At 70.6% G+C, this 23,548-nt stretch carries 25 protein-coding genes; 11 read left to right on the top strand and 14 right to left on the bottom strand.

The genetic code is table 11. The features are described from left to right. Positions 1–106 precede the first annotated feature (106 nt). Both ACSDR0_RS12970 and lanL read right to left on the bottom strand, forming a co-directional pair. Positions 107–1,921 carry an alpha/beta hydrolase family protein gene (locus tag ACSDR0_RS12970; RefSeq protein ID WP_435289138.1) on the bottom strand — a complete coding sequence of 605 codons (1,815 nt, stop codon included), beginning with the start codon at positions 1,919–1,921 and terminating at the stop codon, positions 107–109. Next, positions 1,921–4,710 (bottom strand): class IV lanthionine synthetase LanL, encoded by a 2,790-nt coding sequence (gene lanL / locus ACSDR0_RS12965; protein ID WP_435289016.1) that lies wholly within the window; start codon positions 4,708–4,710, stop codon positions 1,921–1,923. The genes ACSDR0_RS12970 and lanL overlap by 1 nt, the downstream gene beginning before the upstream one ends. Positions 4,711–5,393: 683 nt before the next feature. On the opposite strand from lanL, the gene ACSDR0_RS12960 reads away from it, so the two are divergent. Beyond that, positions 5,394–5,510, top strand: coding sequence for an ALQxL family class IV lanthipeptide (locus ACSDR0_RS12960; RefSeq protein WP_435289015.1), 117 nt, complete (start codon positions 5,394–5,396; stop codon positions 5,508–5,510). A 69-nt stretch (positions 5,511–5,579) separates the two neighbouring features. After that, a complete protein-coding gene (locus tag ACSDR0_RS12955; protein WP_435289014.1) occupies positions 5,580–5,708 on the top strand; it encodes an ALQxL family class IV lanthipeptide in 129 nt (42 codons plus the stop codon). 273 nt (positions 5,709–5,981) lie between these two features. Here ACSDR0_RS12955 and ACSDR0_RS12950 read toward each other — a convergent pair whose 3' ends face one another. The 11 genes from ACSDR0_RS12950 to ACSDR0_RS12900 all read right to left on the bottom strand — a co-directional run bounded on the left by ACSDR0_RS12950 (position 5,982) and on the right by ACSDR0_RS12900 (position 14,135). After that, a complete protein-coding gene (locus ACSDR0_RS12950) occupies positions 5,982–7,193 on the bottom strand; it encodes a M16 family metallopeptidase (protein ID WP_435289013.1) in 1,212 nt (403 codons plus the stop codon). Next, complete coding sequence (locus ACSDR0_RS12945; RefSeq protein WP_435289012.1) at positions 7,186–8,463, bottom strand: M16 family metallopeptidase; 1,278 nt, start codon at positions 8,461–8,463, stop codon at positions 7,186–7,188. Before ACSDR0_RS12945 ends, ACSDR0_RS12950 begins: the two co-directional genes overlap by 8 nt. Next, complete coding sequence (locus ACSDR0_RS12940) at positions 8,460–9,482, bottom strand: hypothetical protein (protein WP_435289011.1); 1,023 nt, start codon at positions 9,480–9,482, stop codon at positions 8,460–8,462. The genes ACSDR0_RS12945 and ACSDR0_RS12940 overlap by 4 nt, the downstream gene beginning before the upstream one ends. Beyond that, positions 9,479–10,084 carry a flavoprotein gene (locus ACSDR0_RS12935; RefSeq protein WP_435289010.1) on the bottom strand — a complete coding sequence of 202 codons (606 nt, stop codon included), beginning with the start codon at positions 10,082–10,084 and terminating at the stop codon, positions 9,479–9,481. Before ACSDR0_RS12935 ends, ACSDR0_RS12940 begins: the two co-directional genes overlap by 4 nt. Further along, positions 10,077–11,042, bottom strand: coding sequence for an LLM class flavin-dependent oxidoreductase (locus ACSDR0_RS12930; protein ID WP_435289009.1), 966 nt, complete (start codon positions 11,040–11,042; stop codon positions 10,077–10,079). Before ACSDR0_RS12930 ends, ACSDR0_RS12935 begins: the two co-directional genes overlap by 8 nt. 86 nt (positions 11,043–11,128) lie before the next feature. Continuing rightward, the gene (locus ACSDR0_RS12925) at positions 11,129–11,290 is read right to left on the bottom strand and encodes a hypothetical protein (protein ID WP_435289008.1); all 162 of its coding nucleotides are present in this window, start codon (positions 11,288–11,290) and stop codon (positions 11,129–11,131) included. Beyond that, positions 11,280–12,266 carry a T3SS effector HopA1 family protein gene (locus tag ACSDR0_RS12920; RefSeq protein ID WP_435289007.1) on the bottom strand — a complete coding sequence of 329 codons (987 nt, stop codon included), beginning with the start codon at positions 12,264–12,266 and terminating at the stop codon, positions 11,280–11,282. The genes ACSDR0_RS12925 and ACSDR0_RS12920 overlap by 11 nt, the downstream gene beginning before the upstream one ends. Continuing rightward, positions 12,263–13,354, bottom strand: a complete 1,092-nt coding sequence (lxmK, locus tag ACSDR0_RS12915; protein ID WP_435289006.1) for a class V lanthionine synthetase subunit LxmK — start codon at positions 13,352–13,354, stop codon at positions 12,263–12,265. Before lxmK ends, ACSDR0_RS12920 begins: the two co-directional genes overlap by 4 nt. A 344-nt stretch (positions 13,355–13,698) precedes the next feature. After that, complete coding sequence (locus tag ACSDR0_RS12910) at positions 13,699–13,824, bottom strand: ALQxL family class IV lanthipeptide (protein WP_435289005.1); 126 nt, start codon at positions 13,822–13,824, stop codon at positions 13,699–13,701. An 18-nt stretch (positions 13,825–13,842) separates the two neighbouring features. Beyond that, entirely contained in the window at positions 13,843–13,995 is a 153-nt protein-coding gene (locus ACSDR0_RS12905) for a hypothetical protein (protein WP_435289004.1), read from the bottom strand. A 14-nt stretch (positions 13,996–14,009) separates the two neighbouring features. After that, positions 14,010–14,135, bottom strand: a complete 126-nt coding sequence (locus tag ACSDR0_RS12900; RefSeq protein WP_435289003.1) for an ALQxL family class IV lanthipeptide — start codon at positions 14,133–14,135, stop codon at positions 14,010–14,012. A gap of 545 nt (positions 14,136–14,680) precedes the next feature. Between ACSDR0_RS12900 and ACSDR0_RS12895 the strand changes: the two genes are divergently transcribed. The 3 genes from ACSDR0_RS12895 (at position 14,681) to ACSDR0_RS12885 (ending at position 16,953) form a co-directional block, all read left to right on the top strand. Next, positions 14,681–14,854: a hypothetical protein gene (locus ACSDR0_RS12895; RefSeq protein WP_435289002.1), complete on the top strand. Its 174-nt coding sequence runs from the start codon at positions 14,681–14,683 to the stop codon at positions 14,852–14,854. Then, positions 14,854–15,396 carry a dihydrofolate reductase family protein gene (locus tag ACSDR0_RS12890; protein WP_435289001.1) on the top strand — a complete coding sequence of 181 codons (543 nt, stop codon included), beginning with the start codon at positions 14,854–14,856 and terminating at the stop codon, positions 15,394–15,396. The genes ACSDR0_RS12895 and ACSDR0_RS12890 overlap by 1 nt, the downstream gene beginning before the upstream one ends. A 912-nt stretch (positions 15,397–16,308) precedes the next feature. Then, positions 16,309–16,953, top strand: coding sequence for a hypothetical protein (locus ACSDR0_RS12885; protein WP_435289000.1), 645 nt, complete (start codon positions 16,309–16,311; stop codon positions 16,951–16,953). Positions 16,954–17,148: 195 nt separating this feature from the next. On the opposite strand, the gene ACSDR0_RS12880 is transcribed toward ACSDR0_RS12885, so the two are convergent. After that, positions 17,149–17,808, bottom strand: a complete 660-nt coding sequence (locus tag ACSDR0_RS12880; RefSeq protein ID WP_435288999.1) for a DUF6000 family protein — start codon at positions 17,806–17,808, stop codon at positions 17,149–17,151. A gap of 324 nt (positions 17,809–18,132) precedes the next feature. Between ACSDR0_RS12880 and ACSDR0_RS12875 the strand changes: the two genes are divergently transcribed. The 6 genes from ACSDR0_RS12875 (at position 18,133) to ACSDR0_RS12850 (ending at position 23,219) form a co-directional block, all read left to right on the top strand. Continuing rightward, on the top strand, positions 18,133–18,966 hold the full coding sequence (locus ACSDR0_RS12875; RefSeq protein WP_435288998.1) for a HEAT repeat domain-containing protein: 834 nt from the start codon (positions 18,133–18,135) through the stop codon (positions 18,964–18,966). 787 nt (positions 18,967–19,753) lie between these two features. Continuing rightward, complete coding sequence (locus tag ACSDR0_RS12870; protein WP_352036905.1) at positions 19,754–20,290, top strand: hypothetical protein; 537 nt, start codon at positions 19,754–19,756, stop codon at positions 20,288–20,290. Between the two features lie 380 nt (positions 20,291–20,670). Continuing rightward, positions 20,671–21,141, top strand: a complete 471-nt coding sequence (locus ACSDR0_RS12865) for a hypothetical protein (protein WP_435288997.1) — start codon at positions 20,671–20,673, stop codon at positions 21,139–21,141. Positions 21,142–21,248: 107 nt separating this feature from the next. Continuing rightward, complete coding sequence (cutA, locus tag ACSDR0_RS12860; RefSeq protein ID WP_435289137.1) at positions 21,249–21,761, top strand: divalent-cation tolerance protein CutA; 513 nt, start codon at positions 21,249–21,251, stop codon at positions 21,759–21,761. Positions 21,762–21,875: 114 nt separating this feature from the next. Then, a complete protein-coding gene (locus ACSDR0_RS12855; RefSeq protein WP_435288996.1) occupies positions 21,876–22,712 on the top strand; it encodes a helix-turn-helix domain-containing protein in 837 nt (278 codons plus the stop codon). A 99-nt stretch (positions 22,713–22,811) separates the two neighbouring features. Next, positions 22,812–23,219 (top strand): ATP-binding protein, encoded by a 408-nt coding sequence (locus tag ACSDR0_RS12850; RefSeq protein WP_435288995.1) that lies wholly within the window; start codon positions 22,812–22,814, stop codon positions 23,217–23,219. The last annotated feature ends 329 nt before the right edge of the window (positions 23,220–23,548 follow it).

The following is a 23,548-nucleotide window of genomic DNA, read 5'->3' as shown; positions in this document are numbered from 1 at the left end:
CGATCGGCCGGGCGCGGAGTTCTGCGGTTCGTCGGGCATCGGCACGGGCGGCGGTGTCGGTCAGCCGGCGCCGGCCCTGTCGTTCAGCCGACGTCGGCGGTGTCGTTCAGCCGGCGCGCTCCGGCCCGGCGCGCAGGAAGGCGAGCACGCGCTCCCTGACGGCGTGTCCGCCGACGTCGGACAGCGGGTCATGGCCCGCGCCGGGAACCTCCAGGTAGGTCACCGGCGCGGCGTCCGGGTGACGGGTCCGCCGCAGCCGCTCGTGCAGGCGGCGGGAGTGGCCGACCGGGATGATCGGGTCGTGCTCGCCGTGCACGATGAGCAGCGGCAGCCGGATGCGGCCGGCCAGCCGGAGCAGATCGCGCGGCCCGAGGTCGTCGTCGTGGATCTCCTCGCGCCCGCCCAGGCGGTCGATGAGGTTGCGGACCGAGGCCGGTCCGTCCTCGTGGAGCAGCCGGCCGGACAGGAACGGCGCCACGACCACGGCCCGCTCCCACAGGCCCGGCTCCGCCGCCGCGGCCAGTAGCGCCAGGTACGCGCCGTAGCTCGCGCCGTAGAGCATCGGCCGGTCCGGGCCGCGCCCGGCCGCCAGGTGGCGGCCCAGATGCAGGATGTCGGCCAGGTCGCAACCACCCCAGGCGCCCTGGATACCCGCGCGGTGCGCCGCGCCGTAGCCGGTGCTGCCCCGCTGGTTGGGCGCCACCACCGCGATCTCCTCGGCGGCGAGGCGCTGGAACAGCGGGTCGAAGCCGAGCCGCCAGGCGGCCTCGGGGCCACCGTGCAGCGCCACCACCAGGCGCGGAGCGCCGGCCGGATCGCCGTACACGACGGCCTCCGTGCCGCCCGCCGGCCCCGGGTACTCCCGCGCTCGCGGTGAGGCCCATCCGGACCAGTCCTCGCCGGTGGGGGCGAGGACGCGCGGCCGGGACGGGTCCGCGATCGTGATGACGCCCGTCGGACGGTCGCCGGCGCTGTGCACCAGACGCAGCCCGGCGTCGGACCAGTGGGCCGTCGGGTGCAGGGCGCCGGGCGGCAACTCGATCTCGGCGGGGGCGTCCGCGGTCAGATCGTGGACCAGCAGGTGGGAACGGGTGCGGCGGGTGACCGACAGGGCCAGGAACCGCCCTGTCGGGTCCAGCGCCAGCGGGACCACGCTGCCCTCGACGGCGTTCAGCCGATCGGGCAGGGCCGTCGGCGCCGGATCGCCGAGGCGGCGCACGCCGAGCCGGTAGCCGCCGTCGCCCGGCGCGGCGGTCAGCAGCACCCTGCCTCGGGGCGCGGCCAGCAGCAGGTGCTCGCCGTCGGGAAGACCGAGGGACGTGATGGCGCCGCGCGCCGGATCCAGGACCAGGGTGCCCGCCTCCGGCTCACCGGAGGTGAGCGCGAGGGCGTGCCCGTGCTCGTCCAGCCAGACCGCCCCGCCGATCGGATGCGGCACCCGGGTGACCTGTTCCGGCGGCGCGGCCCCGCCGGGCAGGCGCCACACCGTGGTGCGCCCGTCGCCGTCCATCTCCAGCACCAGGGCGGGGGTGCGCGCCGTGCCGGGGAGGAGCCGCAGACCGCCCCTCCGGACGGCCATCAGCTCGACCTCCTCGACCGGCCGCCCGCCCTCGGCGCCGGACGCGGCGAAGGTGAGCCGGGAGCCGTAGGCTCCGGACCGGCACAGCAGCAGGCCGCCGTCGTCGGTGGGCAGCGGCACGCTCGCCGCGGTCTCGCCGTCGCGGGTGCGCACCGCCCGGGGCCGGGGCTCGGGACCGGTGAGGTCCCACAGCTCCGGGTACATCGCGGGGGCGCGGTCGTCGGAGGCCAGGCAGGCGGCGTACCCGCCGCCGGAGGAGAAGCGGAAGTTCAGGCGGTGGACGAACGGCCGCCGCCGTACGCCGGTCACCGCGGCGGCCGGGCTCATCGTCTCGGAGACCATCACGCCCGGACCCCGCGCGCCCACGTCTCGGCGCCCGTCTCGGCCATCCAGCGGCGCGGACCGCCGTGCCGCAGCCGGTACAGGAAGTCCAGCACCCCGGCCAGCCCGGTGTTCCAGGCGACGGAGACCTCCTCGCCGCCGAGTTCGTCGGGTACCACCATGAGCCCGTCGCGCAGGACGGCACCGGCCCACAGGGGCGCCGCCAGTTCCTCCGCCTGGTCGTGATAGGCGCGCTCGCCGAGCAGGTCGGCCATGTCCAGCAGGAACTGCCCGTCACCGGCGAGCCCGTGGCACGCCGCGGTCCCCGAGGCCAGGCGGCCACCGTGGACGGCCAGCGCGGCCGCGTGGGCGGCATCCCGGAAGCGCCGGTCGCCGGTCGCCGCGTACAGGCGCACCAGGTAGGTGCCGACGCCGGAGGAGCCGTTGCACCAGTGCGGCAGCTTCGTCCCGCCCCGCGGGCCCTCGGCCCACCAGGCGGCCTCCCCGTGGTACTCGGCCGCGCCCAGCAGGGTCTCCCCGGCGGTCAGGGCGATCTCCAGGCAGTCGTCCCGGTCGAGCGCGACCCCGGCGGCCAGCAGGTACGCGCCGACCCCCGCGACGCCGTGCGCGAAGCCCCAGTGCTCCGCACCCGCCAGCGCGGAGGGGAAGTCCGAGGGGATGGGCCACAGCACACCGTCCGGGGTCCGCCGCGCCGCCTTGAGCAGGCCGTCGGCGCACGCGTCCGCCCGGTCCCGGAACCGCGTGTCGCCGGTGGCGCGCCACAGGTGCAGCAGGGCCGTCCCCGCCCCGGCGGCGCCATGGCAGATGTCCGGGTTGGGCCAGGTGACCGGCAGCTCCAGCCCCAGCGTCACGGCGGCGGTGCGCAGGCTCTCCTCGTCGAGCGCGTGGCCGGCGTCGTGCAGGGCCACGGCGATGCCCGCCCGGCCGAAGTACAGGCCCGGGGAGGGCCGCTGCTCGCGCGCGAGCCTCCGAACCGTCCAATCCGCCGCGTCCCGCAGGGCGGAGGTGAGGCGGTCCCGGGTGTCCGGCGGCAGCGCGTCGTCCGCCCGCGCGGGGTCCAGCACGGCGGCCCACAGCGAGATCACTCCGGCGGCGCCGTACTGGACGGCGCACGGGTCGGCGGTCAGGCCGAAACCCCCGCTCGGCCACAGGCGGGCGGACGGCTGCTCGCCCGTGCCGGGCGACATGGCGCGCATGGTGTGGGCGAGCCCGTCGTGGAACAGGTGGTCCTGCTCCGCCGTGCCCAGGCGGAAGCCGGCGGTCCGGTCGGCGGACCCCAGGGCGGCGTCGTCCAGGTCGCCCAGGAATCGCCGCACCCGCGGCAGGTCCCAGCGCCGCGCCGGATCCTCCCGCATCAGGCCCAGGACCAGCGGGGACAGCGCGGTGGCGAGCGGGTCGCCGGTGGTCGCCACCCGCACCACCGTCTCCACCCGCTCGTCCCAGGGCCGCGCGTCCGCGGGCCGGTCCCGCAGGTGGGGCGGCTGGCAGGAGGTGGCCGCGAACAGCGTCGTCGCACCGAGCGCGTACAGGTCGGCCGTCACGTCGGGCGCGGGAGCGTGCACGGCGGAGTTCACCTGCTCCGGCGGCGCGTAACCGGGGGTGAAGGCGCGCCCGACCGGCGCGCCGGGCACGGCGGCCATCTCCAGGTCGATCAGGCGGCAGCCGCCGTCCTCCGTCACCATGACGTTGTTGGGCGTCAGGTCGCGCAGCACGTGACCCTGTTCGTGCACCACGGCGACCAGCTCGACCAGGCCGCGCAGGACGCCCAGTACGGCGCCGGGCCGGTCGTGCCGAGGAGCCTCCCAGCCGCTCAGCGGGGCGCCCGCGATGTGCTCCTGCGCCAGGAACAGGTTGTCGTCCTGCTCGAAGAGGAGCACCTTGCGAGCCGTGACGTCCAGCGGCCCGAAGATCTCCAGCATGCGCGCCTCGTGGCGCATCAGGTCCCGCTCGTCGGAACCGTCGAGCCTGGCGCCCAGGTGGGGGCGCGCCTGCTTGATCACCACCTGGCGGCCGTCCGCGCGGTCCTCCGCCAGGAACACCCCGCCCTTGGCGCCGTGCCGGATGGCCTCGCGCACCACGAACCGGTCGGCCAGCAGCACCGCCTGCGGCGCCGTGGTCCGCGCCGGGGCTTGGCCAGAGCCGAAGGGGCACGCCGCCCAGGCCGGCGGGGAGTACCAGGCGTTGCGCTCGTCGGTCACCTGGGTGCCGTCGGGCGCGGTCAGCCGGGAGGCGTAGGAGCCGTCGTTGTCGAGCACGCTGGGTGCCGAGAACACCCCGAAGCGGTAGTACACCAGACTGTCCGGCCGGTAGATCCGGTCGGAGAGGATCGGCGCCCCCGGCAGGCCGTAGGTGGCCCTGTGCAACTCCTCGGCGATCTCCACGGCGGCCGCGTCGTCGGGAGGGTACACCGTGATGAACTTGCCCACCGACCCCCGGTCCTGGCCGCGTGCCACGAGCCGGCTCAGCTCCTCGAAATCGGTGGCGTACTTGAAGGAGCACCGGCGGCGCGCCAGCACCCGCACAACGCGCGCCAGCACCACCGGGGCCGACAACGGCGTGGCCGCCACGTGCAGCTTCCAGCCCTGCGCCCGGCTGTCCGCCCCGGGCGGGGTCACGTACGTCCACGGTGACCCGACCTGGAACCGCCAGTCCGGCCCGCCATCGGCCTCCGTACCGGTCATCGGGCCCGTCTCGCCCGCCGCGCGGCGCAGTGCCGCCCGGGCGACGTCCTCCAGGACGTGACGGTCCGCACCGGAGACGCCGTCCCCCGTCGATTCACGTTCACTCACGACGCCGAATCTCCATTCGTCTTTTTCGACATGGGGTGATGCCGGACCATCGGTGCGAAATGGCTGCCCGGGTCTCGCCCACGGCCGGTTCTCCGGACGCTGAGCATGCTGCCAGCGGCGCCTAATGGCGCCCTTAAGGTCTCCACGCCCCCCGGCCGGGTTGTGCCGGGGCGCACATTAAGGACGGCTAAGCACCCCGTAAGAACCGCGGCCTATCGTCGGCACGCGGAGAATTCGCACCGGCCCGCCGGAACATCCGGACGCTCCCGACCGGGACGCCGGAGCGGTTCCCGGCGATGCCCCCGGCCACCGGCCGCGCCGGCGTCGTCCACAAGCCGAACCCGATCGTGGGCGGTCCCGCGTTCCCGCCGCTGATCTCCCATCGCCGACCGCGCGCTCACAGACCCCGCCGGCCTCACCGGCGGACGGCGAGACCTCGCATCACCTCGGAGGTCTCCTCTCCTGAGAAAGCCCCAAGAAAGGAGGTCCGATTTGGAGTTCGACGTTCAGTCGCTCGACATGCTCCCCGCGCGGGCGCAGGCCCTGCCGGGTCCGTGCTGCGTCACCTGCGTGTTGTTCAGCAGGTTCTACGTGTCCACCGACGGGTTCTAGCATCCGGCGACCCGCGTACGCGGGTCACGGTGATTTCCCGTGAAGCCATCGACCACGAAAGGAGGATCGCGATGGAGTTCGACGTTCAGTCCCTTGACATGCTCCCCGCGCAGGCGCAGAGCCGGCAGGGCCCGTGTTGCGTCACCTGTGTGATCGCCACCAATTCCATCTTCTCCTCCTGGTTCTGATCCCGGCGATCCGTATTCCCGGGTCACCGCGGATTCCGTAAAACCGTCACACACGAAAGGAGGATCGCGATGGAACTCGACGTCCAGGCTCTGGACCTGCTCCCCGCCCAGGTGGAGAGCGCCCTTTACCCGTGCGACATCACCTGCCAGAGCTACCGCACCTGCGCCACGTTCACGTGCGGATTCACCAACTACTGAGGCCCGCGGGTGAATGACCGGCCGGGTACGTGTTCCCGATGGAGGGCGCGCGCCCACCGGAGGGAAGACGGCCCGGCCGGTGCGGGACGAACGCTCCGCCTGCGGTGAGCCCCGTACGTCACCGCAGGCTTCCCGGCCCGGCGCGATGGCCCGGCGTGATGGCGCCGCGCGCCTGCGGTGCGACCCCGTTCGCGGGCGTCTTCCGAAGACGGGGGCGGCCTCATGACGAGGATTCGGCCCGGTCGATCCGGGCGCCGGGCTGAGGAGACGCCCTCACCCCGGCCCCAGGGCCGGAAGATCGGCGAGTTCCCGCGGGTCCGCCGCGACCACGCCGGAGAAGCGCTCGGGAGCGAAGAACTCCTCGGCCGCCGCGGCCACGGCGTCCGGGGTCACGGCGGCCAGCCGGTGCGGGAAGTCGAACAGCAGGAGCGGGTCCGCCCCCTTGGCCGCCAGGTCGGCCAGCGCGGTGGCGAGCCCGGCGCGCGGGGCCAGGTGAGTCGCCATCGACCCGACGGCGTAGGCGCGCGCCGCCTCGATCTCCTGGCCGGTGGGCGGATGGGTCCGCATCCGGGACAGTTCGGCGGCCAGCACCTCCAGCGCGGGACCGGTGGTGGCGGCCGCGGTGTCGGCCTCGATCGCCAGGAACCCGCCGCCGGGATGGCTGTCGAAGAACGCCGTGACGCCGTACACGTAGCCCTTGTCCTCCCGCAGGCTGCGCGACAGCCGGGAGGACAGGGAGCCGCCCAGGACGTTGCAGGCCAAGAACAGCGCCGGGTAGCGCTCGTGCGCCACGGTCACCCCCGGCGCGCGCAGCCGGATGCGCGACTGTGGCGCGCCCGGCCGCGGCAGCGATACCAGGCGGCCGCCCTCGACCGCGGGCAGCGGCGGCAGCGGCGCCACCCCCCGCATGGGGGCCTGCCAGCCGGCCAGCGCGCGTTCCGCGGCGTCGGCGTGCCGCCTCGGGTCGTCCGGGGCGAGGATCACCAGGACCGCGCCGCGCGGGCCGGCCGGCCGGTGCCGCACCTCGGTGATCGCTGCGAGCTCGTCCTCCTCCGGCATCGTGAACGCCACCGGATGGCCGCCGAACAGGTGCCGTGCCAGCTCCGCCCGTACCGTGACGTCGGGGTGCGCCCTGGCCACCTTGAACTGCGCGATCAGGTGCCCGCGCGCCGGCTCGACCTCGGCGGGCACCTCCCGCGCCACCCGCGCCAGCCTCAGCGTCAGCGCGTCCATGTCGGACAGCGAGCAGCAGGCGATGGCGGTCATCTGATGGACGTCGGCCACCACGTTCAGCTCCACGCCGTCCTCGGCCTCCTGCCCCCGCGACAGGCAGGCCGCCAGCAGGATCGACTCCGCCAGCGCTCCCCGGGTCGGGCAGGGGGAGGGCAGGAGCAGGCGCGCTTCGGCCAGGGGGGTCACACCATGCCGTACCGCCAGCACGCGCAGCCCGTTGACCAGCGTGCGATCGACCAGGTCCCTACTCATGGCCCCTCCCCGGGACGACCCGCAGCAGCGCGCGGGAGTGTGGGCGCAGGCCGCGTGCCGCCGCGGCCACGTCGGCGGCGCCCACTCCGGCGTACGACCCGGGCAGCCGTGCGACCAGTCCGGGATCGCCGAACAGCAGCTCGAAGCGCCCGAGCATGCGCACCCGGTCGGCGAGCCGGTCCATGGAGCGGTGGTGGGACAGCAGCCAGGCGGTACGCCGGCGCCGCAGTTCCCCGTCCGAGGGTCCGGCGGCGCCGAGCGCGTCCAACTCGGCGTCCACGGCGGCCAGCACCCGTTCGGCCGGAAGTTCCGCCGGGTGGATCGCGGTGAGCACCCACATGTCGGGGTCGCGGGCGTCGAGGAGATCGAACAGGCCGATCCGGGCCGAGAAGGTGACGTTGTGCCCGGTCTCCCGGTGCAGCCGTTCCCGCAGCCGGGGCCGTGCGCCGCCGGCCAGCACGCTGGCCAGGGCGGACAGCGCGAGGTGCGCGTCGGGGTGGGCGGCCGGATCAGGCACCCGGTAGCCGAGGGCGAAGGCGGGCAGCGGCGCCAGCGGGTCCGCGTACTCGGCCACCGCCTGCCCGGCGGGCTCCGGCTCCCCGTACGGGGCGGGCGGGGCGGCGGGGCGGGGCGCGATGGCCCCGAAGGCGCGCTCGATGACCCTCAGCACCGCCTCGGGCTCGACGTCGCCCGCGACCGTCACCACCGCGTTGCCCGGCCCGTAGTGCCGGTCGAAGAACTCCTCGCAGTCCGCGGCGGTCACGTGCTGGAGGGTGGCGTAGTCGCCGTACCCGTCGTGGGCGTTGGCGAAGGAACGGAACAGCACGGGGGAGAGGCGGGGCCAGGGGAAGCCGCCGTAGGGCTTGCGGATCTTGCCCAGGACCTCCTCGCGGATCACCGAGATCTGGGTCCGGACGGCCCGCTCGGTGATCGTGGGAGCGCGCATGCGTCCGGCCTCCAGCGCGATCACGCCCGCGACCGCGTCGGCGGGGACCACGGTGTAGAAGTCGGTGTAGTCCTGGCGGGTGGAGGCGTTGCAGAACCCTCCGGCGCGTTCGACCTGCTGGAAGTGGTTCGGCCCGGTGCCGGAGGCGGCCTGGAACATCAGGTGCTCGAACAGGTGGGCCAGGCCCGAGGCGCCTTCGGCCTCCGCGCGGAAGCCGATGTCGTAGTGCACCGCGACGCCCGCCACGGGAACGGAGTGCTCCTCCTCGATGACGACCCGCAGCCCGTTGGACAGCGTCACGCGCGTGATCTCGGCGGTGTTCACGAACGGGCCGCCTGGCTGGGGGAGGGCAGCAGCTGCCCGGCGCCGGCCGCGTCGATCACGTCGGCGACGAGCCTGAGGTACTCCACGAGGACGTCGTGCCACTTCAGGTAGGCGGCGAAGTCGTGCAGGTGGGTCAGGAAGCGCAGCGCGGCCGTCCTGCCCACGGCGGTGAGGTCCAGGGCGGCGGTGTCCGGGGTGGCGGTGTCCAGGGCGGTGAGGTCCGGGGCGGCGGTGTCCGGGGCGGAGGTGTCCGGGGCGGTGGTGTAGCCCTCCAGGACGCGGCCGATGAACAGGTCGAAGTCCAGGTCGCGGCGCGAGCCGAACCGGTGGACTGAGGCGCGGAGCTCCACCAGCTCGCCGATGATCCACCCCATGTCGGACTCCGGCGGACCGGCGGCCAGGTTCTCCCCGGTCAGCAGGCCGCCGTGCGTGCCAGGGGTCAGGGGCAGGAGGATGCCCAGGCTGGGGCCGCCGTGCAACAGGACGTGCGGTGCCTCCGCGGGCGGGACGCACCACGCCGCCACCGTGGCCATCCGGTCCCGGCCCAGCATCTCGGCGGCCCGGCGGTGCAGATCGGGCGCGGCGCCGGGCCCGAGCCCGTCCCGCAACCAGGAGAGCAGCCGCAGCAGGCCGTCGGGGGACGGGAGATCGGCCCCGGGCAGGGGGACGGCGTGCAGCCGGGCGAGGGCCGCGCCGGTCTCCGCGAGGGTGTCCGCCGTGATCCGCGCGATGTCGGCGTCGCTCTCGCCCGTCCCCGGGCCGAGCAGCATGGCCGCGATCGAGCGGGACTGACCGGCCCGGTACGTCGCGCCGGTGGCGTCCGCCCGCTCCGGGAGCGTGAGCTCGACCCGCCCCCGCGCCGCCGTACGGACGGCGTCCAGGACGGCGGGATCCGGCGTGCGCAGCGCGCCGCCTCGATGTGGCCCGGGACGCCGGGACCACCGGTAGTCCCCCTCGGCCGACCGGGCGATCGCGGTCAGCACGTAGCCCGTGCCGTAGGAGTCGTCGGCTCGGCTCACTGCTCCTCCTTCCCGCGCGTGGCGCGCAGCTCCACCAGTCGCTCGATCAGGGTGGGAAGCGGGGCCGCCCCCAGGGCGTCCTGTCTTCGGGTGTGGGTGCTCAGGACCGGCACCGGGTCGACGACCACGACATTGGGCCGCTCCTCGATCGCGGCACGGTGCCGCCGGTAGGCGTACGAGGTGGTGGCCCCGGGCGGCAGGGCCGGCGCGATCCCGATCAGCGCGGAGGTGCACTGGAGCGCCAGCAGCACGGGGGTGTCGGCGAGCCCGCCGGCGAACCGGCCCAGGAAGTGGTACGTCGCCGGGTAGACCACCACCGTGTCGGCCCAGCTCGCGTACTCCACGTGCGGCGACTCCGGCCCCGGGGCGTCCGGCCAGGCGTCGACGGGCACGTCCTTGCCGATGAGGGCCGCGATCGCCTGCCGGCTGACGAACCGCTCCGCGCTCCTGGTCACCACCACCCGGACGTCCAGGCTCGGGTAGGAGCACCGCAGCCAGTTGAGCCAGTACGGCAGGAAGGCGGCGCCGAGCGATCCGGTGGCCAGGATGAGCAGGCGCTCGGCGGGGAACGGCGGGACCTGGGGCCGCCCGGTCTCACCCATCGGCGTCCGCCATGGCGTGCAGCAGCTGCTCGGCGTCCGTGAGCGCCGCCCGGAAACCCTCGGTCCCCACGACGCCGGCGAGGTTGAGGATGATCTCCTCGACACCCGCCTCGCGGTAGCCGCGCAGCTGTTCGACGACCTCCTCCGGTGTGCCGTACACGTAGACGCCCGCTTCGACCAGGGCCGCGGCGCCGGCGCGCGGGTCGGCCGGGTCGGCGGGCACCCCGGCCCGCCGCAGCATGTCGGTGTAGTGCGGGGTCCGCAGGTGCTCCGCCGCCGCGCTGCGGGCGAGCCTGCGGGGATCGCGGCCGGGGCGGGCCAGCGCCACGTGCACGACGGTCGCGACACGGGGCGGCCTGCGGCGGTCCGCGGCCCCGGTGGCCAGCGCGGGGAGCAACGTGTCCCGGACGTAATGGGGCGGTGTCATCCAGGTGATGGCCACGTCGGCGACGGCGCCCGCCGCACGCGCCATGCCCGGACGAAGGACGCCCAGGCCCACCTCGACGGGCGGGTGGGGCATCGGGGGCAGCGCGGTGGTGACGACGCACGCCTCGCAGGCGTGCTCGACGGGGCCGCCGTCGAGGAGGGCGCGCACCGCGCGGGCGTACCCTGCCGCGGCCGAGGCCGGCTTGTCGTACGGCGCGCCGCGCAGCGCCTGGACCAGGTCCGGAGTCGCGGCACCGTACCCGGCGACCACCGGACGGCCGGTGAGCACCGCCAGGCTGCGCGCCTGCGCCGCCGCCTCCATCGGGTGCCGCAGCGGTATCAGCGTCACGCTCAGCCCGCACGGCACCCTGATTCCCCGGCCGGCCAGGTAGGCGATCGTCTGGTGCGTCTCGACCAGCGCGGATTGGGCCAGCCAGAGCCGGTCGGCCAGCCCGCTCTTCACCAGCTCCCCGAACGGCACGACCGCGTCGGGGTACGCGTGCTGGAGCGGGAACAGCAGCCCGGGAGCCATGGACCCCCCTTTCTTTTCCCAGGGCCATGGCGGTGCCGCGGGCCGTTGTCACGCGCCCGCGGCACCGCCACCGTCACCCCGATCCGTCAGCAGCCGGCATCGATGGTCCACGCGATGGTGCAGATGTGCGCGGTCATCCAGCTGGTCTCCCTCGGCCAGGCGCCGGGAGCGTCGCTCCCGGGAACCTCGGCGACCTCGGCGAGCGAGGTGTAGGCCTCGGCACCCTCCATCAGCAGCTCAGTAGACATGTGTGTCACCTCCTTCCTCGTCCTCGCAGGATCCGGGCCCGGTTTCGGGTCCGGAGGTCTCGAAGGGCAGCGGCGGTGAGCCGATGTTGCGGTGCATCGCGTCGGGTTCGACCCCGGCGGCCCGCAGCGCCTCGCGCACCGCCTCGTCCCGATCGCCACCGTGCTCGGCGTGGGCCAGCAGCCCGGCGGCGATGGCGTGCGAGCGATGCTCGCCGAAGCTCAGCCCGCGCATACCGGGCCGCCGATCCTGCGGCTCCCACGCCCAGCCAATGCCGGGGCCGAGCGCGGCGACGTAGGCGGACAGGTCCTGGCGCAGCCCGCCGGTCGCGGTGGCCGCCGCGCCGATCTCCGGCGCCGCGTGCCAGGAACGGGGGCCCAGGTAGACCACGATGCTGTCGCGGCGCGGGTGCAGATGGCGGTTGGAGAGCACCTTGGCGTTGTAGGGGAGCCGCAGCCTCTCCAGCCGTTCGAGCACCGCGCCCCACAGGGCGGGGGCGGCCTCGGCGCTCTCGGCGCCCAGGTAGATCCGCAGCCGCGCGCCCTTTTCCATGCCCTGGCCGGCCGAGCCGCTCACCAGCAGGAACCCCGGTGATACCGACGGCTGGACGGCGGGCAGGCTGACCCTGCGCGCCGGCCCGGCGGGGGTGGCGACCTCCTCGCCGAGGCGGGACTCGGGCACCCGCACGCGGACCCCGTTCAGGCGGACCACGCCGGGCTTTCCGGGTTCCACCAGGGGCAGGGCGGGGTGGTCGCGGTGCGGGACCACGGCACGCAGCCGGTGCTCGAAGTCCGGGTCGCGCGGCGAGTCGTGCCGAAGTTCCGCCGCGGGCTCGCGGTCGGCGTGGAAGGCGTCGTACAGCGCGTCGGCCAGCGCGCAGCGCAGCGCCTTGGGACCGTCGGCGGTGACCTCGCGGTCGTCGACGGTGGCCGAGGTGAGATTCGCGTGGACGCGCACCCGGTCCAGCGGTCGCTTCATCGTCCCTCTCCCAGGCCCAGCGTGGTGGTGAGGTCGGCGGGGCGGAGCAGGGCCGTGCGGCCGACGCCGGCCACCGCGCGTTCCAGGGCGGTCAGCCTGCCGCGCCGGCGGGCCGCGGCGATGACCCGGTCGATCAGGTGCCAACCGGCGAAGGCCGCTGCCCGGGCCGCCAGCTCGTGGTCGTCACGCGCCGCGGGGCGGGCGTCGAGGTAGCCGGTCCAGAACGCCTCGACGTAGGGGCGCAGGGCCTCGAAGCGGCGGGCGCCACCGGCGACGACCTCGCGGTCGCTCATGCCGTCCTCGGGGCGGGCCATGCCGAGCACACCCCGGTAGAGCCATTCTCCGGCGAAGGCGCCCACGTCCCGCGCGGCGTCGGCGAGCCGGGCCTCTTCCCAGTCGGTCAGGTACAGCGTCCCCCCGTGGTGGAGGAACTGGTCGAGCCGCAGGTCGCCGTGTACCAGGACGCGCGGGCCGCGGCTCTCCCGGTCGCACACGTCGCCGATCGCCTCGATGATCTCGGGGTCGTTGTGCAGGATCGCCCACGTCTCCAGTTCCGCGCCGCTGGAGGCGGTGTAGATCTCCAGCGGCAGGGCGGCCAGGTGGTCGCGCGGTGGCAGCGGCGGCTCGGTGGTGTCCGCCGCGACGGGCCGCGGTGCGCGGAGGGTGTGGAGCGTTCCGACCTGGATGCCCGCGGCGTGCGCGAGGTCCCAGGTGAAGGCGTCCTCCCCGGCGAGGTCGGCCCCGCTGCGCGCGTCCTGCAGCAGCGTGAAGGCCAGCAGGCCGAAAGCCTCGTCGCCGCCCAGGAAACGGGGCGCGTTGATCACCGGGTGCGTGTCGAGCACCACGCCCATCGCCCTGGTGCGCTCCACCCTCCGGCGTACCTGGTCCGCCTCACCGAGGGTGCGCTTGACGAAGACGGGGACGCCGGTGTCGGTCACACCCGCCCAGGTGTCGTTGCGGCCGAAGAACGCGAAGACGCTCTCCTCCCGCAGGACCCCGAGCCGCAGTCCGGTGAGGAACTCCGCGACCTCGGGCACCTGGTCGAGCGGCACCGGGATCGGCCTGGGCTCCTCACCCACGGCCGACACCGGCCTGGGCTCCTCACCCACGGCCGACACCGGCCTGGAGGCGGGGAACGCGGCGCGGCCGGATGCCGATGGCCGCGCCGGTGCACGAGCACCGGCATTCCGTGAGCATGACTGTGCCTCTTTCTCAACGCCCGGTGGATGGCGATCGACGGCGGTGCCGCGCGGGGGTGACGGGGACGAGCCCGAAGTGGGACCGGCGGCCTCGCCGCGGGCTCGTCGTCGCACGCGCCGCGGGGACCGCGGCCGACGGCGGAAGACCTCGGGTTCGCGGCCGGGGAACACGGCCGCCGGCAGGTCGTCGGCGGGTCGCCGTCATGCGCGTCCGGCCCGGCCGTTCGGCTTCGTCAGCGGATGGTGTTGGCGCAGGTGTTGTTCGTCCTGCAGGTGTGTCCGCAGGTGATCTCGCACGCGGCCAGGTTGCTCTCCTCCTGGGCGGGGAGCAGGTCGAGGGTCTTGATGTCGAGTTCCATCGGGTTCGTCCTTTCGGGTCAGCTGATGATGGAGTGCGCGGAGGTGACGCCGCGGCGGGTCGCCAGGCAGGTGGTCTCACCGGCCAGGGCGCTCTCCGTCAGAGCGCTCTCCGCCAGGGCGCTCTCCGCCTGGGCGGGCAGCAGGTCCAGGGTCGTGACGTCGAACCCCATCGCCTGCCCCGCCCCTACTGGTGGGTGACCTTGCAGGTGATCTTGCAGGTGCCGCCCTCCGGGCAGGTGATCTCGCACCTGGCCAGGTTGCTCTCCATCTGCGCGGGGAGCAGGTCGAGGGCCCTGATATCGAGTTCCATTTGGATGTCCTTTCCTGGGGAGAACCGCGCTTCCCGGGGAGAAACGCGCTGAGGCCGCGCTGGTCGGTCAGAAGGACTCGGTGACTCGCACCCGGCCAGGTGGCCGCCCACCTGGGAGGGGAGCGGGTCCGAGACCTCGATGTCGAGTTCCGTCTCGTGCTCCTTCCGAGCGCGATCGCCGCGGCGGCCGGTCACGGCGAGTTCGTCGCGCGAAGAAAGCATCGTGAGAGGCACTTAGGAATTGCTTTCGGCCCGGATGACAGTGCGTCCCGGACTCTTGTCCTCGGTTGTTGTCAAAAGCCGAGACGGGCTTCGCCGGAAGCGCTCCGATCCGCCTCCTGCCTGGTCACGGTGGTGGTGGGCCTGCCCGCGAAAGGCTAAAGGGCCCTTGCGTCGCGAGATCGGGGCCATGGCCGGACTGCCGTCACCGTCGCCGGTGTGCCGGACCCGCGCCGTGCTCGCCCTGTACCGCTTCAAAAGTCGTCGCAGGACGCCCTGACCCGTGGGTCGATCTGACGGGGTGGCGCAGGCACGATCGGTTGATCATGATTCGGGTGTTCGGCCGGCCGGTGCCGGCGAGGCGGAGCGAGACAGTCGAGGATGTCGAGGATGTCGAGATCAAGGTGCTCCGGCATTCTGAGGGGATCCCGCGAGCCGTGACGAATCCTGCGGCGTCCGGCGGTCGTACTGTCGAACCCGTTATCGAGGAGGACCTCTGATGCGCGGCGTGACCTATTCGATGAGCGTCTCACTTGACGGCTACGTCGTCGGGCCGGACGGCGGCTTCGACTGGACGGCACCCGACGAGGACGTCTTTCGCTTCAACACCGACCAGATACAAGAAGTCGGCGTCCACCTGTTGGGACGACGGCTGTACGAGACGATGCTGTACTGGGAGACCGCCGACCAGGATCCATCGCTCGACGACTCAAGGCTCGTGTGGGGCGCGATCTGGAAGTCGCTCCCGAAGGTGGTGTTCTCCACCACGCTGTCGGCGGTGCAGGGCAATGCCCGCCTGGCCTCCGGCGGTCTGGCGGAGGAGATCGAGCGGTTGCGAGCCGAGCCGGGGGAGGGTGACATCGCGATCGGCGGTGCGACTCTCGCCGCCGAGGCCGCCGCGTTGGATCTGATCGACGAGTACCGGGCCAGGGTCTACCCGGTGCTGGTCGGCGGCGGCTGTCCTCATCACCCCCACGAGGGTTCGCAACGGGGCGAGCCGCACCGTCGGGGACGAGGCAACGAGTCCTCATCGTCTCCATAAGGGGCGGCGGTGCGGCCCTGGCGCGGCGGCCGATGGTCGAGTACGGGGCGCGGGCGGTGCGGCGGGCGGCCCGATTCCCTCCGCCGTTCGGGACCGGCGCCCACGCCGCATGCCCGGTCGGCGGGCGGGTGGAGGGCCGTGCGGCGCCGCGCCGCCGCCTTGAAGCAGCTGCTGCAACATCACGGAGACGCTCGCGATCGAGGCGGCGGGCCGGATGGGACGGACGCCGTGGGACGGCTGACGGCAACGGGCCGGTCATAACCGCAACCGGAAACGCGACCGGGCAGACTTCCCAATCATGAAAATAGGGGAGTCTGCCCAGTTCGTTGGGGTAGAGCGCCTGGGACTCGAACCCAGAACCTGCGGATTAAAAGAAGTCGGTTCGAGCGAGGTCTGAGGCTCTGGCCTGCGGGTGTGGTGTCCGTGGACGTTCGCTGAGTTCCGCTGTAGTTCGCTCCCTTGGCTGTACTTGGGGCTGTACAGCCAGAGCACCATCAGCTTGGGAAGTGCATCGATCACGTCTCGCAGAGCGGCTGAAGTGAGCGTTCGGCTGGTCGTAAGTGACCGTGGTCGATCCCTCGACACCCTGATCAATGCTCATCGATCATGTCTGGGAGCGGGGATTCCACTCTGCCGGACAGCTGTCCTACGGTGTGCGGTCACGGCATGTCGCGACGATCGGAGTGAAAAGGCGTGGGACTGACGACACCAACCGCACCGGTGGACGTAGGGGCGCTCTTTCCGGAGTTGGCTGGCCAGAGCAGGACCACCGTCCGGCTGCACCCGCGCCGCGGAGCTCCGGCCGTCACGGACAGTTCCATGGGAGGGCCCCTGCTCTGGCCTGCTGGGGATCCTTGGCCGCTCTGTGCGTCCTCCGGCCACGGGGGCCTCTCGGGCTCGCAGCCGATCGCGATGGTGCCGATCCTTCAGATCTACGCCCGCGATGTGCCGGAACTGCCATTCCTGCCGGATACGGATGTGTGCCAGGTGCTGTGGTGCCCTCTCGTCCACGAGTCCGATTACCGGCCCGTGGTGCGCGTGGTCTGGCGCGATTCGAAGCTCGTCACGGATCTTCTCACCGAGATCCCGGAGCCCGTGTCCTCTGAGGGCTACCTTCCGCGTCCCTGCGTGTTCTCGCCTGAGCGGGTCGAGGAGTATCCCGCTGTCTGGGAAGCGTCGAAAGAGCTGTACGAGAGGATCGATGCGTGGGAGTCGTCCCTGGACAGCCTGGAGGAATGGAGTTATCAGTATCACCTGTCGGTCGCTCCGGGAACGAAGGTCGGCGGATGGGTCGACTGGGAGCAGATTTCGGAGCGCGTCGAGTGCGGTCAAGGCCACGAGATGGAGCACCTGCTGACGATCGCCAGTTGGGAGCACGATCCTGGGTCCGCAATCCGATGGGAACCGCTCGAAGAGCGGTATCTTCACAGCTCGAACTTCGATCCCGAACGTATGGGACCCGCTGGCATCATGATCGGTGACGCGGGATCGACGTACCTCTTCATTTGCAAGCAGTGCCCCGATCGGCCTGTCCGAGGTATCAGTCAATGGTCGTGAAGCCGACTGTCCTACCTCAGCGTGCGATGCAGACAGGAGTCGCACCGTGCTGCCAGCTTGGGAAGTCTCTAACGCACCTGGTGGCTGAGCTGGGAGAGGGCTGACCTGCAGAGGAGGGGGCCAAGTATCCGCGGTTCCCCGTGTTCCCCCTCCTGACGGGTACGCAACGGGCACGCCGTCTGGGCTAGGGCCGCTCTAGCGTTCAACGTGGGCGATCGTGCCGTCACCTCCGCTCATGCAATCGTCGGCGAACCGGCACAGGCGATCGATCCAGCGTTTCGGCTCGGCAGGGTCGACGTTGAGTTCCTTCAGCCATGACTGTTCCCAAAGACCGCCCGGGACGAAAAACCGGGCAGCATGGTCGGTTCCCAGGCGTTCGTCCAGGTGCAGGAGCGCGCCCATCGCCCAAGACTGGTCGTAGCGGCACGCCGGACGAGGAAGGTAGCGATCGAGGTAGTCGATGAGAGGCTCTGTGTCCTCCGCCCTCCCGAAACGGGCGAACGCGAAGCAGTACCCCTTGCCTGCATAAGGGCCGCCGCTTTCCAAGAGCAGTTCGCCAAGCTTGGGACGGAAGCAAGTGCGACGGTCAAGACCTATCAGGTAGGCAGCGACGAGACGGGGGCGCCAGTCCTCGCCCAGCAGTGCACCAAGCTCGTCGTCGGTGATCTCCTTCGCGTCACTCGCGATCGACCGGGCGAACGCGGCAAGTTCGGGTCTGGGCAGACGGAGAAAATTACCGCCGAGGAGCTTCATGTACCGTCGCGATGGCTTCCCCTCCGGAGTGACCCTTCCTTCTGTGGTGACGAAGCGATGGATGAGGGGCGACACCTTGGCATTCCCGGCCTCGTAGCGCATAAGAGTATCTTTCCGTCTCTACGAATCCCGTGCTCCCTCCGGTCGCCGGCCTGTACTGGCGTGCGCGCGGTGTGGTCTGGCCTTCTGATCCGTAGCTCCCCGAATGATGTGCAGGATCGTTCAGAACCGTTCGCCCTACTGCTCGCCTGGACTCCGGCCGTTCAGATCCGTCCGACCCAGTTCATGATCGTTCCTGCGGTTGGCTCCCAAGATGGCTCCCCGAAATGCGATCGACTTCTCCCGTCTCACATCGGCATACTCGTAGCCCCGCCTGGGATGTCCGCTCGGTCACTGTCTCCGGCACCGGTCATGGAGGGCGAAGACATGTCGACACCGCAGCTCCCTGACAGCCTGCTCACCGAACTACTCGATTGGGACGAGAGCTCTCACCGTGAGCATTTCGACGCGATGGACCGGCTGTTCGAGTCCCTCTCCACCGCCGAGAAGATCATCGCCCTGGCCCGGACCTGGTGGGCTGATGCGGACCACAACGTGCAAGCACTCGGATTCGACCTGCTGGCGGTTCAAGCGCTCGACTTCGCCTGGCACGTCCCGCCCCTGATCGAAGCGGCGAACGCCCTCGACCTGGACACAGTCCACGAGGACGTCCGGTGGTCCGCCGCCCACGCACTCGCCGCAATCTGTGACGACGAACGCGTCCTGTCCCCGCTCCTACGGTTTGCCGGCGACCTGGACCCTGATGTCCGCTGGCAGGTGGCATACGGGATTCCGGCCGGGATCGATCCGCTTCCCGAGGATGCGGTCCAGGTCCTGCTGAAGCTGATGCACGACCCGGACGCCCAGGTGCGGGACTGGGCCACCATGGCGCTGGGCAGCCGTGGAGACAACGACTCCCCAGAGATCCGAGACGCCTTCGTCGAACGCCTGCAGGATCCTGAGGCAGATACGGCGGGCGAGGCCGCAGTGGCACTGGCGGTACGGCGCGATCTCCGGATCCTGCCCACACTGAAACGAGTGCTCGCCACTCCAAACGTGGGCAACCTATATGTCGAGGCCGCAGCGGAGTTGGGTGATCCACAACTCTTGCCGCTGTTGCAGAAGCTCAAGGCCGATGGCTGGCAGGATGACGAGCCACGCCCCCATGTCCTTGATCAGGCTCTGAATGCTTGCGCTTCAGGCAGACCCCTACTCGCCTGATCTCTTTATCTGCAGCGCCCCGCCTCCAAGAACAATCAGCGAGGACGGCCCCGTATCCAAACCGCATTAGCAGCTCGGGAGGCCGTCGTTCAGGACAGTCCCACCTGGACCAACGCCCCTCGACGGTCCTCCTGGAACGGCCTGGTACGACAGTGAACTGCAACCCAAACTGCAACCCGACTCGTCGGTGAACCTGTCGACATCCTCATGGATCGTGTCACCGAATTGCTCCCACATAATCATCAGGACCGGAAGGATACGTTCACTGACGGTGTGATCATCGATGGCTTCCCGACCCGAACCGCAGCCAGCCGGGCAACTCCAGTAGCGTGCTTCTATGGCTGAGGCAGATGAAGCTGCGACGCTCTGCCCTATATGCGCCCAGAGCATAACGTTTGGCGGCTTCTATCTGATGCATCGCGAGGATGATGCCAAGCGGACGTGCCGCATTCGATGGAGTTGCCCCGCGAATCATCACTGGTGGGCGTGGGCCGATCGACCTAGCGACCCTCTTGAGACGTTCCCGCTTGAGTATCTCTGATTCTCAGGCCAATGCCATCAGCTTGGGAATCATCTACTGACCTTGCCGCCCTGAGCTGGGAAAACAGGGGTGCAGGTCAGGGCGGGTCGAGTCCCCGTGATTCCCCGTGAGTGACCGTGATTCCCTGCCTGTTCTGGCACGCATCTGGCACGGGAAACTCGCTCGTCGTCCATCACTTGACGGCAGCCTGATTGCGCTGCCGCTGATAGCCGATCTTGTCGGTGGCGGAGTCTATGCTTCCCGCCCATGACCAGAGATGAAACTCCTGTCGTGCAGATCAAGCAGATGGATGTGGAGGTGGATTACAGCCAGGCTTACCTCGTGGACGAGGGGTGCGACGTGGGCGGGTTTGACGACGTGCCGAGCCCCCCTGTGGGGATCATCCGAGTGGAGAAAGGCAGTGCCCTCCTGATTGTGGGCCCTCAGTGGGGACCGGTGGAGTTCACGGTGGCTGTCGCCGATCGGGATCCGGGTGCTGACCTCGATGGCTACGAAGACGTCGTCGAGATCAGCTACGAGTCCCCATCGGGCCGGCTTTCGCTGCAGGAGTGGGGAGGAGGGAGGACGCATCCTCTTCCTCCGCTGCCCGCCGGTCCCGGACCATATCGTTTGCGATACCACATCAGAGGAATGGACGAAGAAATCGCGGTCGAAATAGGTGATCACTACTTCCTGCAGATCTGGCCTGAGCCGCCACGTGATCCCACCGTGCTCAAATCGACGAGTTCATCCTTTCAATACTGGCTGAACTCTGAACGATCCAGGCAAGCTGGCGTGGAATAGAGCGACCTGCATTATCAGCTTGGGAAGTCTCTATCGTGCCTGGTCGCTGAGCTGGGGAGACGTTGACCTGCGGGGAAGTGGGTCGAGTGACCGTGATTCCCCGCGAGTCCCCCTTGATCACCCTCCTGACGGGCACGCAAGGGGCACGGGGAACAACGTCTGCACCTTCGTCGCCCTGGTGCTCGGTAGGCCGGGGGTGAGGAACGAACCCCCGGCCCGTCGATCGCCCCCGACCTCGTATGGAGATCAGCCCGCATCAGGCGATCGTCAGGGCGGTACCGGTCGCAGCGATGTGATGCCACCATCTGGAGACGGGGTCGAGTTGGAGAGGCAGGGTTGTGGGGTTTCTTCTGAGGACTTGCCGACTCCATAATCACTGCGTGTCCAAGATGCCGGTGTGGTCCAAGTTGGCGCTGGCCCTGATGGTGCTGGCATTGACGGTCAAGATCGTCACGTTGATCTCTGGGGCGACTGGCACCCTGCGCGAAACCTTTGACTGGGTGTTCGTCGTCATCGGTGTTCTCGCCGTGACGCCGTACCTAGCGGCCGGTGTGCGGGGGGTGGCCAAAGTGCGCAGGCACGAGTACCCCAAACCCTTGCCGGGGGAAGCACCTAATGGACCGCGTAAGCGCACGATGGTGTCCTCGGCGCTCCGGCTCTGCATTGCCCTGACGGGGCTTTTAGCGATTTCTGGGACTCTCAGGTCTGCGATCGAGCCCGGCCCACATGAAACCGCGCCGCTCGGCTGGGGCATAGAGGTCATCGGGCATCTGCCCGTGATCCTGCTTTTCACCGTGATAGGCATCTCCGTGGTGACTGTGGTGTGGTCCTCGATGAAGTCGAGCAAGTAGGTAGCCGGCGGCCGAAGCAAGGTCACAGATACCGGAAGAGCTGCGAAGCGTTCGGTCTGCTGGTCAAAGAAACCTGTAGGTGGCGGTGCGGCCCCGTGCGGTGGTCGATGGTCGGGTACGGCGGGTGTGCGGTGCGGCGCGCGGCCCTGAGTCCCGCGCCGTCCGGGACCGGCGCCCACGCCGCACGCCCGGACGGCAGGCGGGCGGCGGGCCGTGCGGCGGCGCGCCGCGCCGCCGCCTTGATACCCATAAGAACAATTCGGCAGTGTGTTGGCATGATCCAAAACACTTCGGATTGCATCGAGGTCCGCGTCACTGCCGGCAGCCGTGATGAGGCCGATCGGATTTGTTCGGCAGTGGTGGAGCGTCGGCTAGCCGCGGGAGCTCAGATCGTCGCGCCGATCGAGTCGACCTACTGGTGGGCCGGTGAAGTCCAACACTCGCAGGAGTGGTTGTTGCTGATGACGACGACCACCGGGCGATTCGAGGATCTGGCTCGGTGTGTGCGGGAGCTGCACTCCTATGAGGTTCCGCAGATCATCGCCAGCGCCCTCGTGGCCGGCACTGCTGACTATCTGGAGTGGATCAGGCGGGAGACGGCCCCGGGTTCCGGCGGGTAGCGGTGATGTCGCCGAGCAGCTCGCGAACGGCGTGGTCGATGCCTATGAGAACAATTCGGGAGTGATCTGTGATGGGCTGCGTTCGGTGTGCGGGTGGCTGGTAGAACGCTGGGTGTGGAGGATCGTCGGGATCGCCTGCGGGCGCTGGGTGAGCTGTTGCGTCGGCTGCGTAAGGACGCTGGGCTGACGGGGAAGGACCTGGCGTTACGGGCTGGGGTGGCTCAGCCGACGATCTCTCGGATTGAGACGGGGCGGCTTCTTCCGGTTCCGGAGACGGTGGATCGTCTCGTTGAGGCGTTGGGCTTGGATGATGCGGGTCGCGGGAAGCTGGATGCCCTACTCGTGCGGCTGCGCGATGAGGTGTCTCGTCTCAAGGGCGGGCTTGCCGGCCGGGAGGCGGCCAATGTCGCTCGGCTGCGGTCGGCGCGTCGGGTGGTGGTGTTTTCTTCGGCAATGGTTCCGGCGCTGTTGCAGACGGCGGAGTATGCCCGGCTGGCGTTGGCGATCGGTCGTGAGGTGGATGAGGAGGACGCGGCCAAGGCTGCGGCGGTTCGGGTGGAGGGGCAGGCGGTCCTGTTCGAGTCCGGCCGGGAGTTCTTCTTTGTGCTGACTGAGGGAGCTGCGCGCACGTGGCCGGGGTCGCCGGGGTTGATGCTGGCTCAGCTTGATCGGCTGTTGCAGGTGGCGACGCTGCCTCACGTCACTGTTGGGGTGGTGCCGTGGTCGGTGCAGGCTCCGGCGTTCCCGCTGCATGGGTTCACGGTCTATGACGGTGCGGTGAGCGTGGTGGAGAGTCTGACCGGTGATCTGACGCTGACGGAGCCGGGGGAGCTGTCGGCTCACGGGGAGACCTTCGAGCTGTTCACGGCGGTGGCCGTCTATGGCGAGCAGCTGCGGGATCTTCTGGGGCGAATCAGTGCCGACTATCGCACCTTGGCGACACACCTCTAGCCACTGACGCATTTATGCGTCGAATACCTTGAGATACTTCTAGCATCACTCATACGCTGGCGCGGTGGATGTATAGCCCCCTAGACAACGGAGTCCGCTATGTCGCCCTGGCGCATGTCCCGCACCTTCCCTGGCTCTCCCGTGGCGATCACCGAAGCGCGACGATTCGTCACCGCCCTTCTGGGCGCCTGGCCCGTGACCGAAGACGCCGAACTGATCGTCAGCGAACTGGCCACCAACGCCATCCGTCACTCCGCAAGCGGTCAGTTTGGCGGCTGCTTCACCGTTGCCGTCCACGCCAACCACAGCCGAATCTGGCTCGGCATCCTGGACCAGGGCGGCCAGCGCGCACCGCACCCTCTCCCTCCTCAAGCGGACGAGGAAGGGGGACGGGGCCTGGCCCTCGTCGCAGCTCTGGCGGCCAGCTGGGGTGTGACCGGAGACGAGCAGGGGCGCATCGTCTGGGCCACCCTGAACCCGGCTCCCGAGAAGACGACTGCGCGGTGAAAAGGTGCCTGGCCCCGCACGTGGGACCGTTGCAGGCCGGTCACATCCCGTTGGCCTGGATCGACCTACGAGACGACGGGCGACGGCGAGTGATCGCCTGGACCTGTGACTGCCGCTCGGTCATTTACGAACTGTGCTCGGCGGGCGGGCAGTCCTACCTTCGCCGCACTGTGCAAGGCGCCCACCTGAGCGTCACCGAGACTCCCCGAACCCGCGCCAGTGAAGCGCACGACCTTTGGGCCGAGCTGCTGACAGGGCACGTGCGATGACGCGCGGTGTGCCAAAGCGACGCTCAGCGATTCGGGCAACCAGCCCAAAAACCGGCGAAC

Origin of the sequence: Streptosporangium sp. G11, from assembly GCF_051192615.1 — a bacterium.
Taxonomy (GTDB): Bacteria; Actinomycetota; Actinomycetes; order Streptosporangiales; family Streptosporangiaceae; genus Streptosporangium.
The sequence above is the reverse complement of the archived record's forward strand: the minus strand, read 5'-3'. Positions and strand labels throughout refer to the sequence as shown.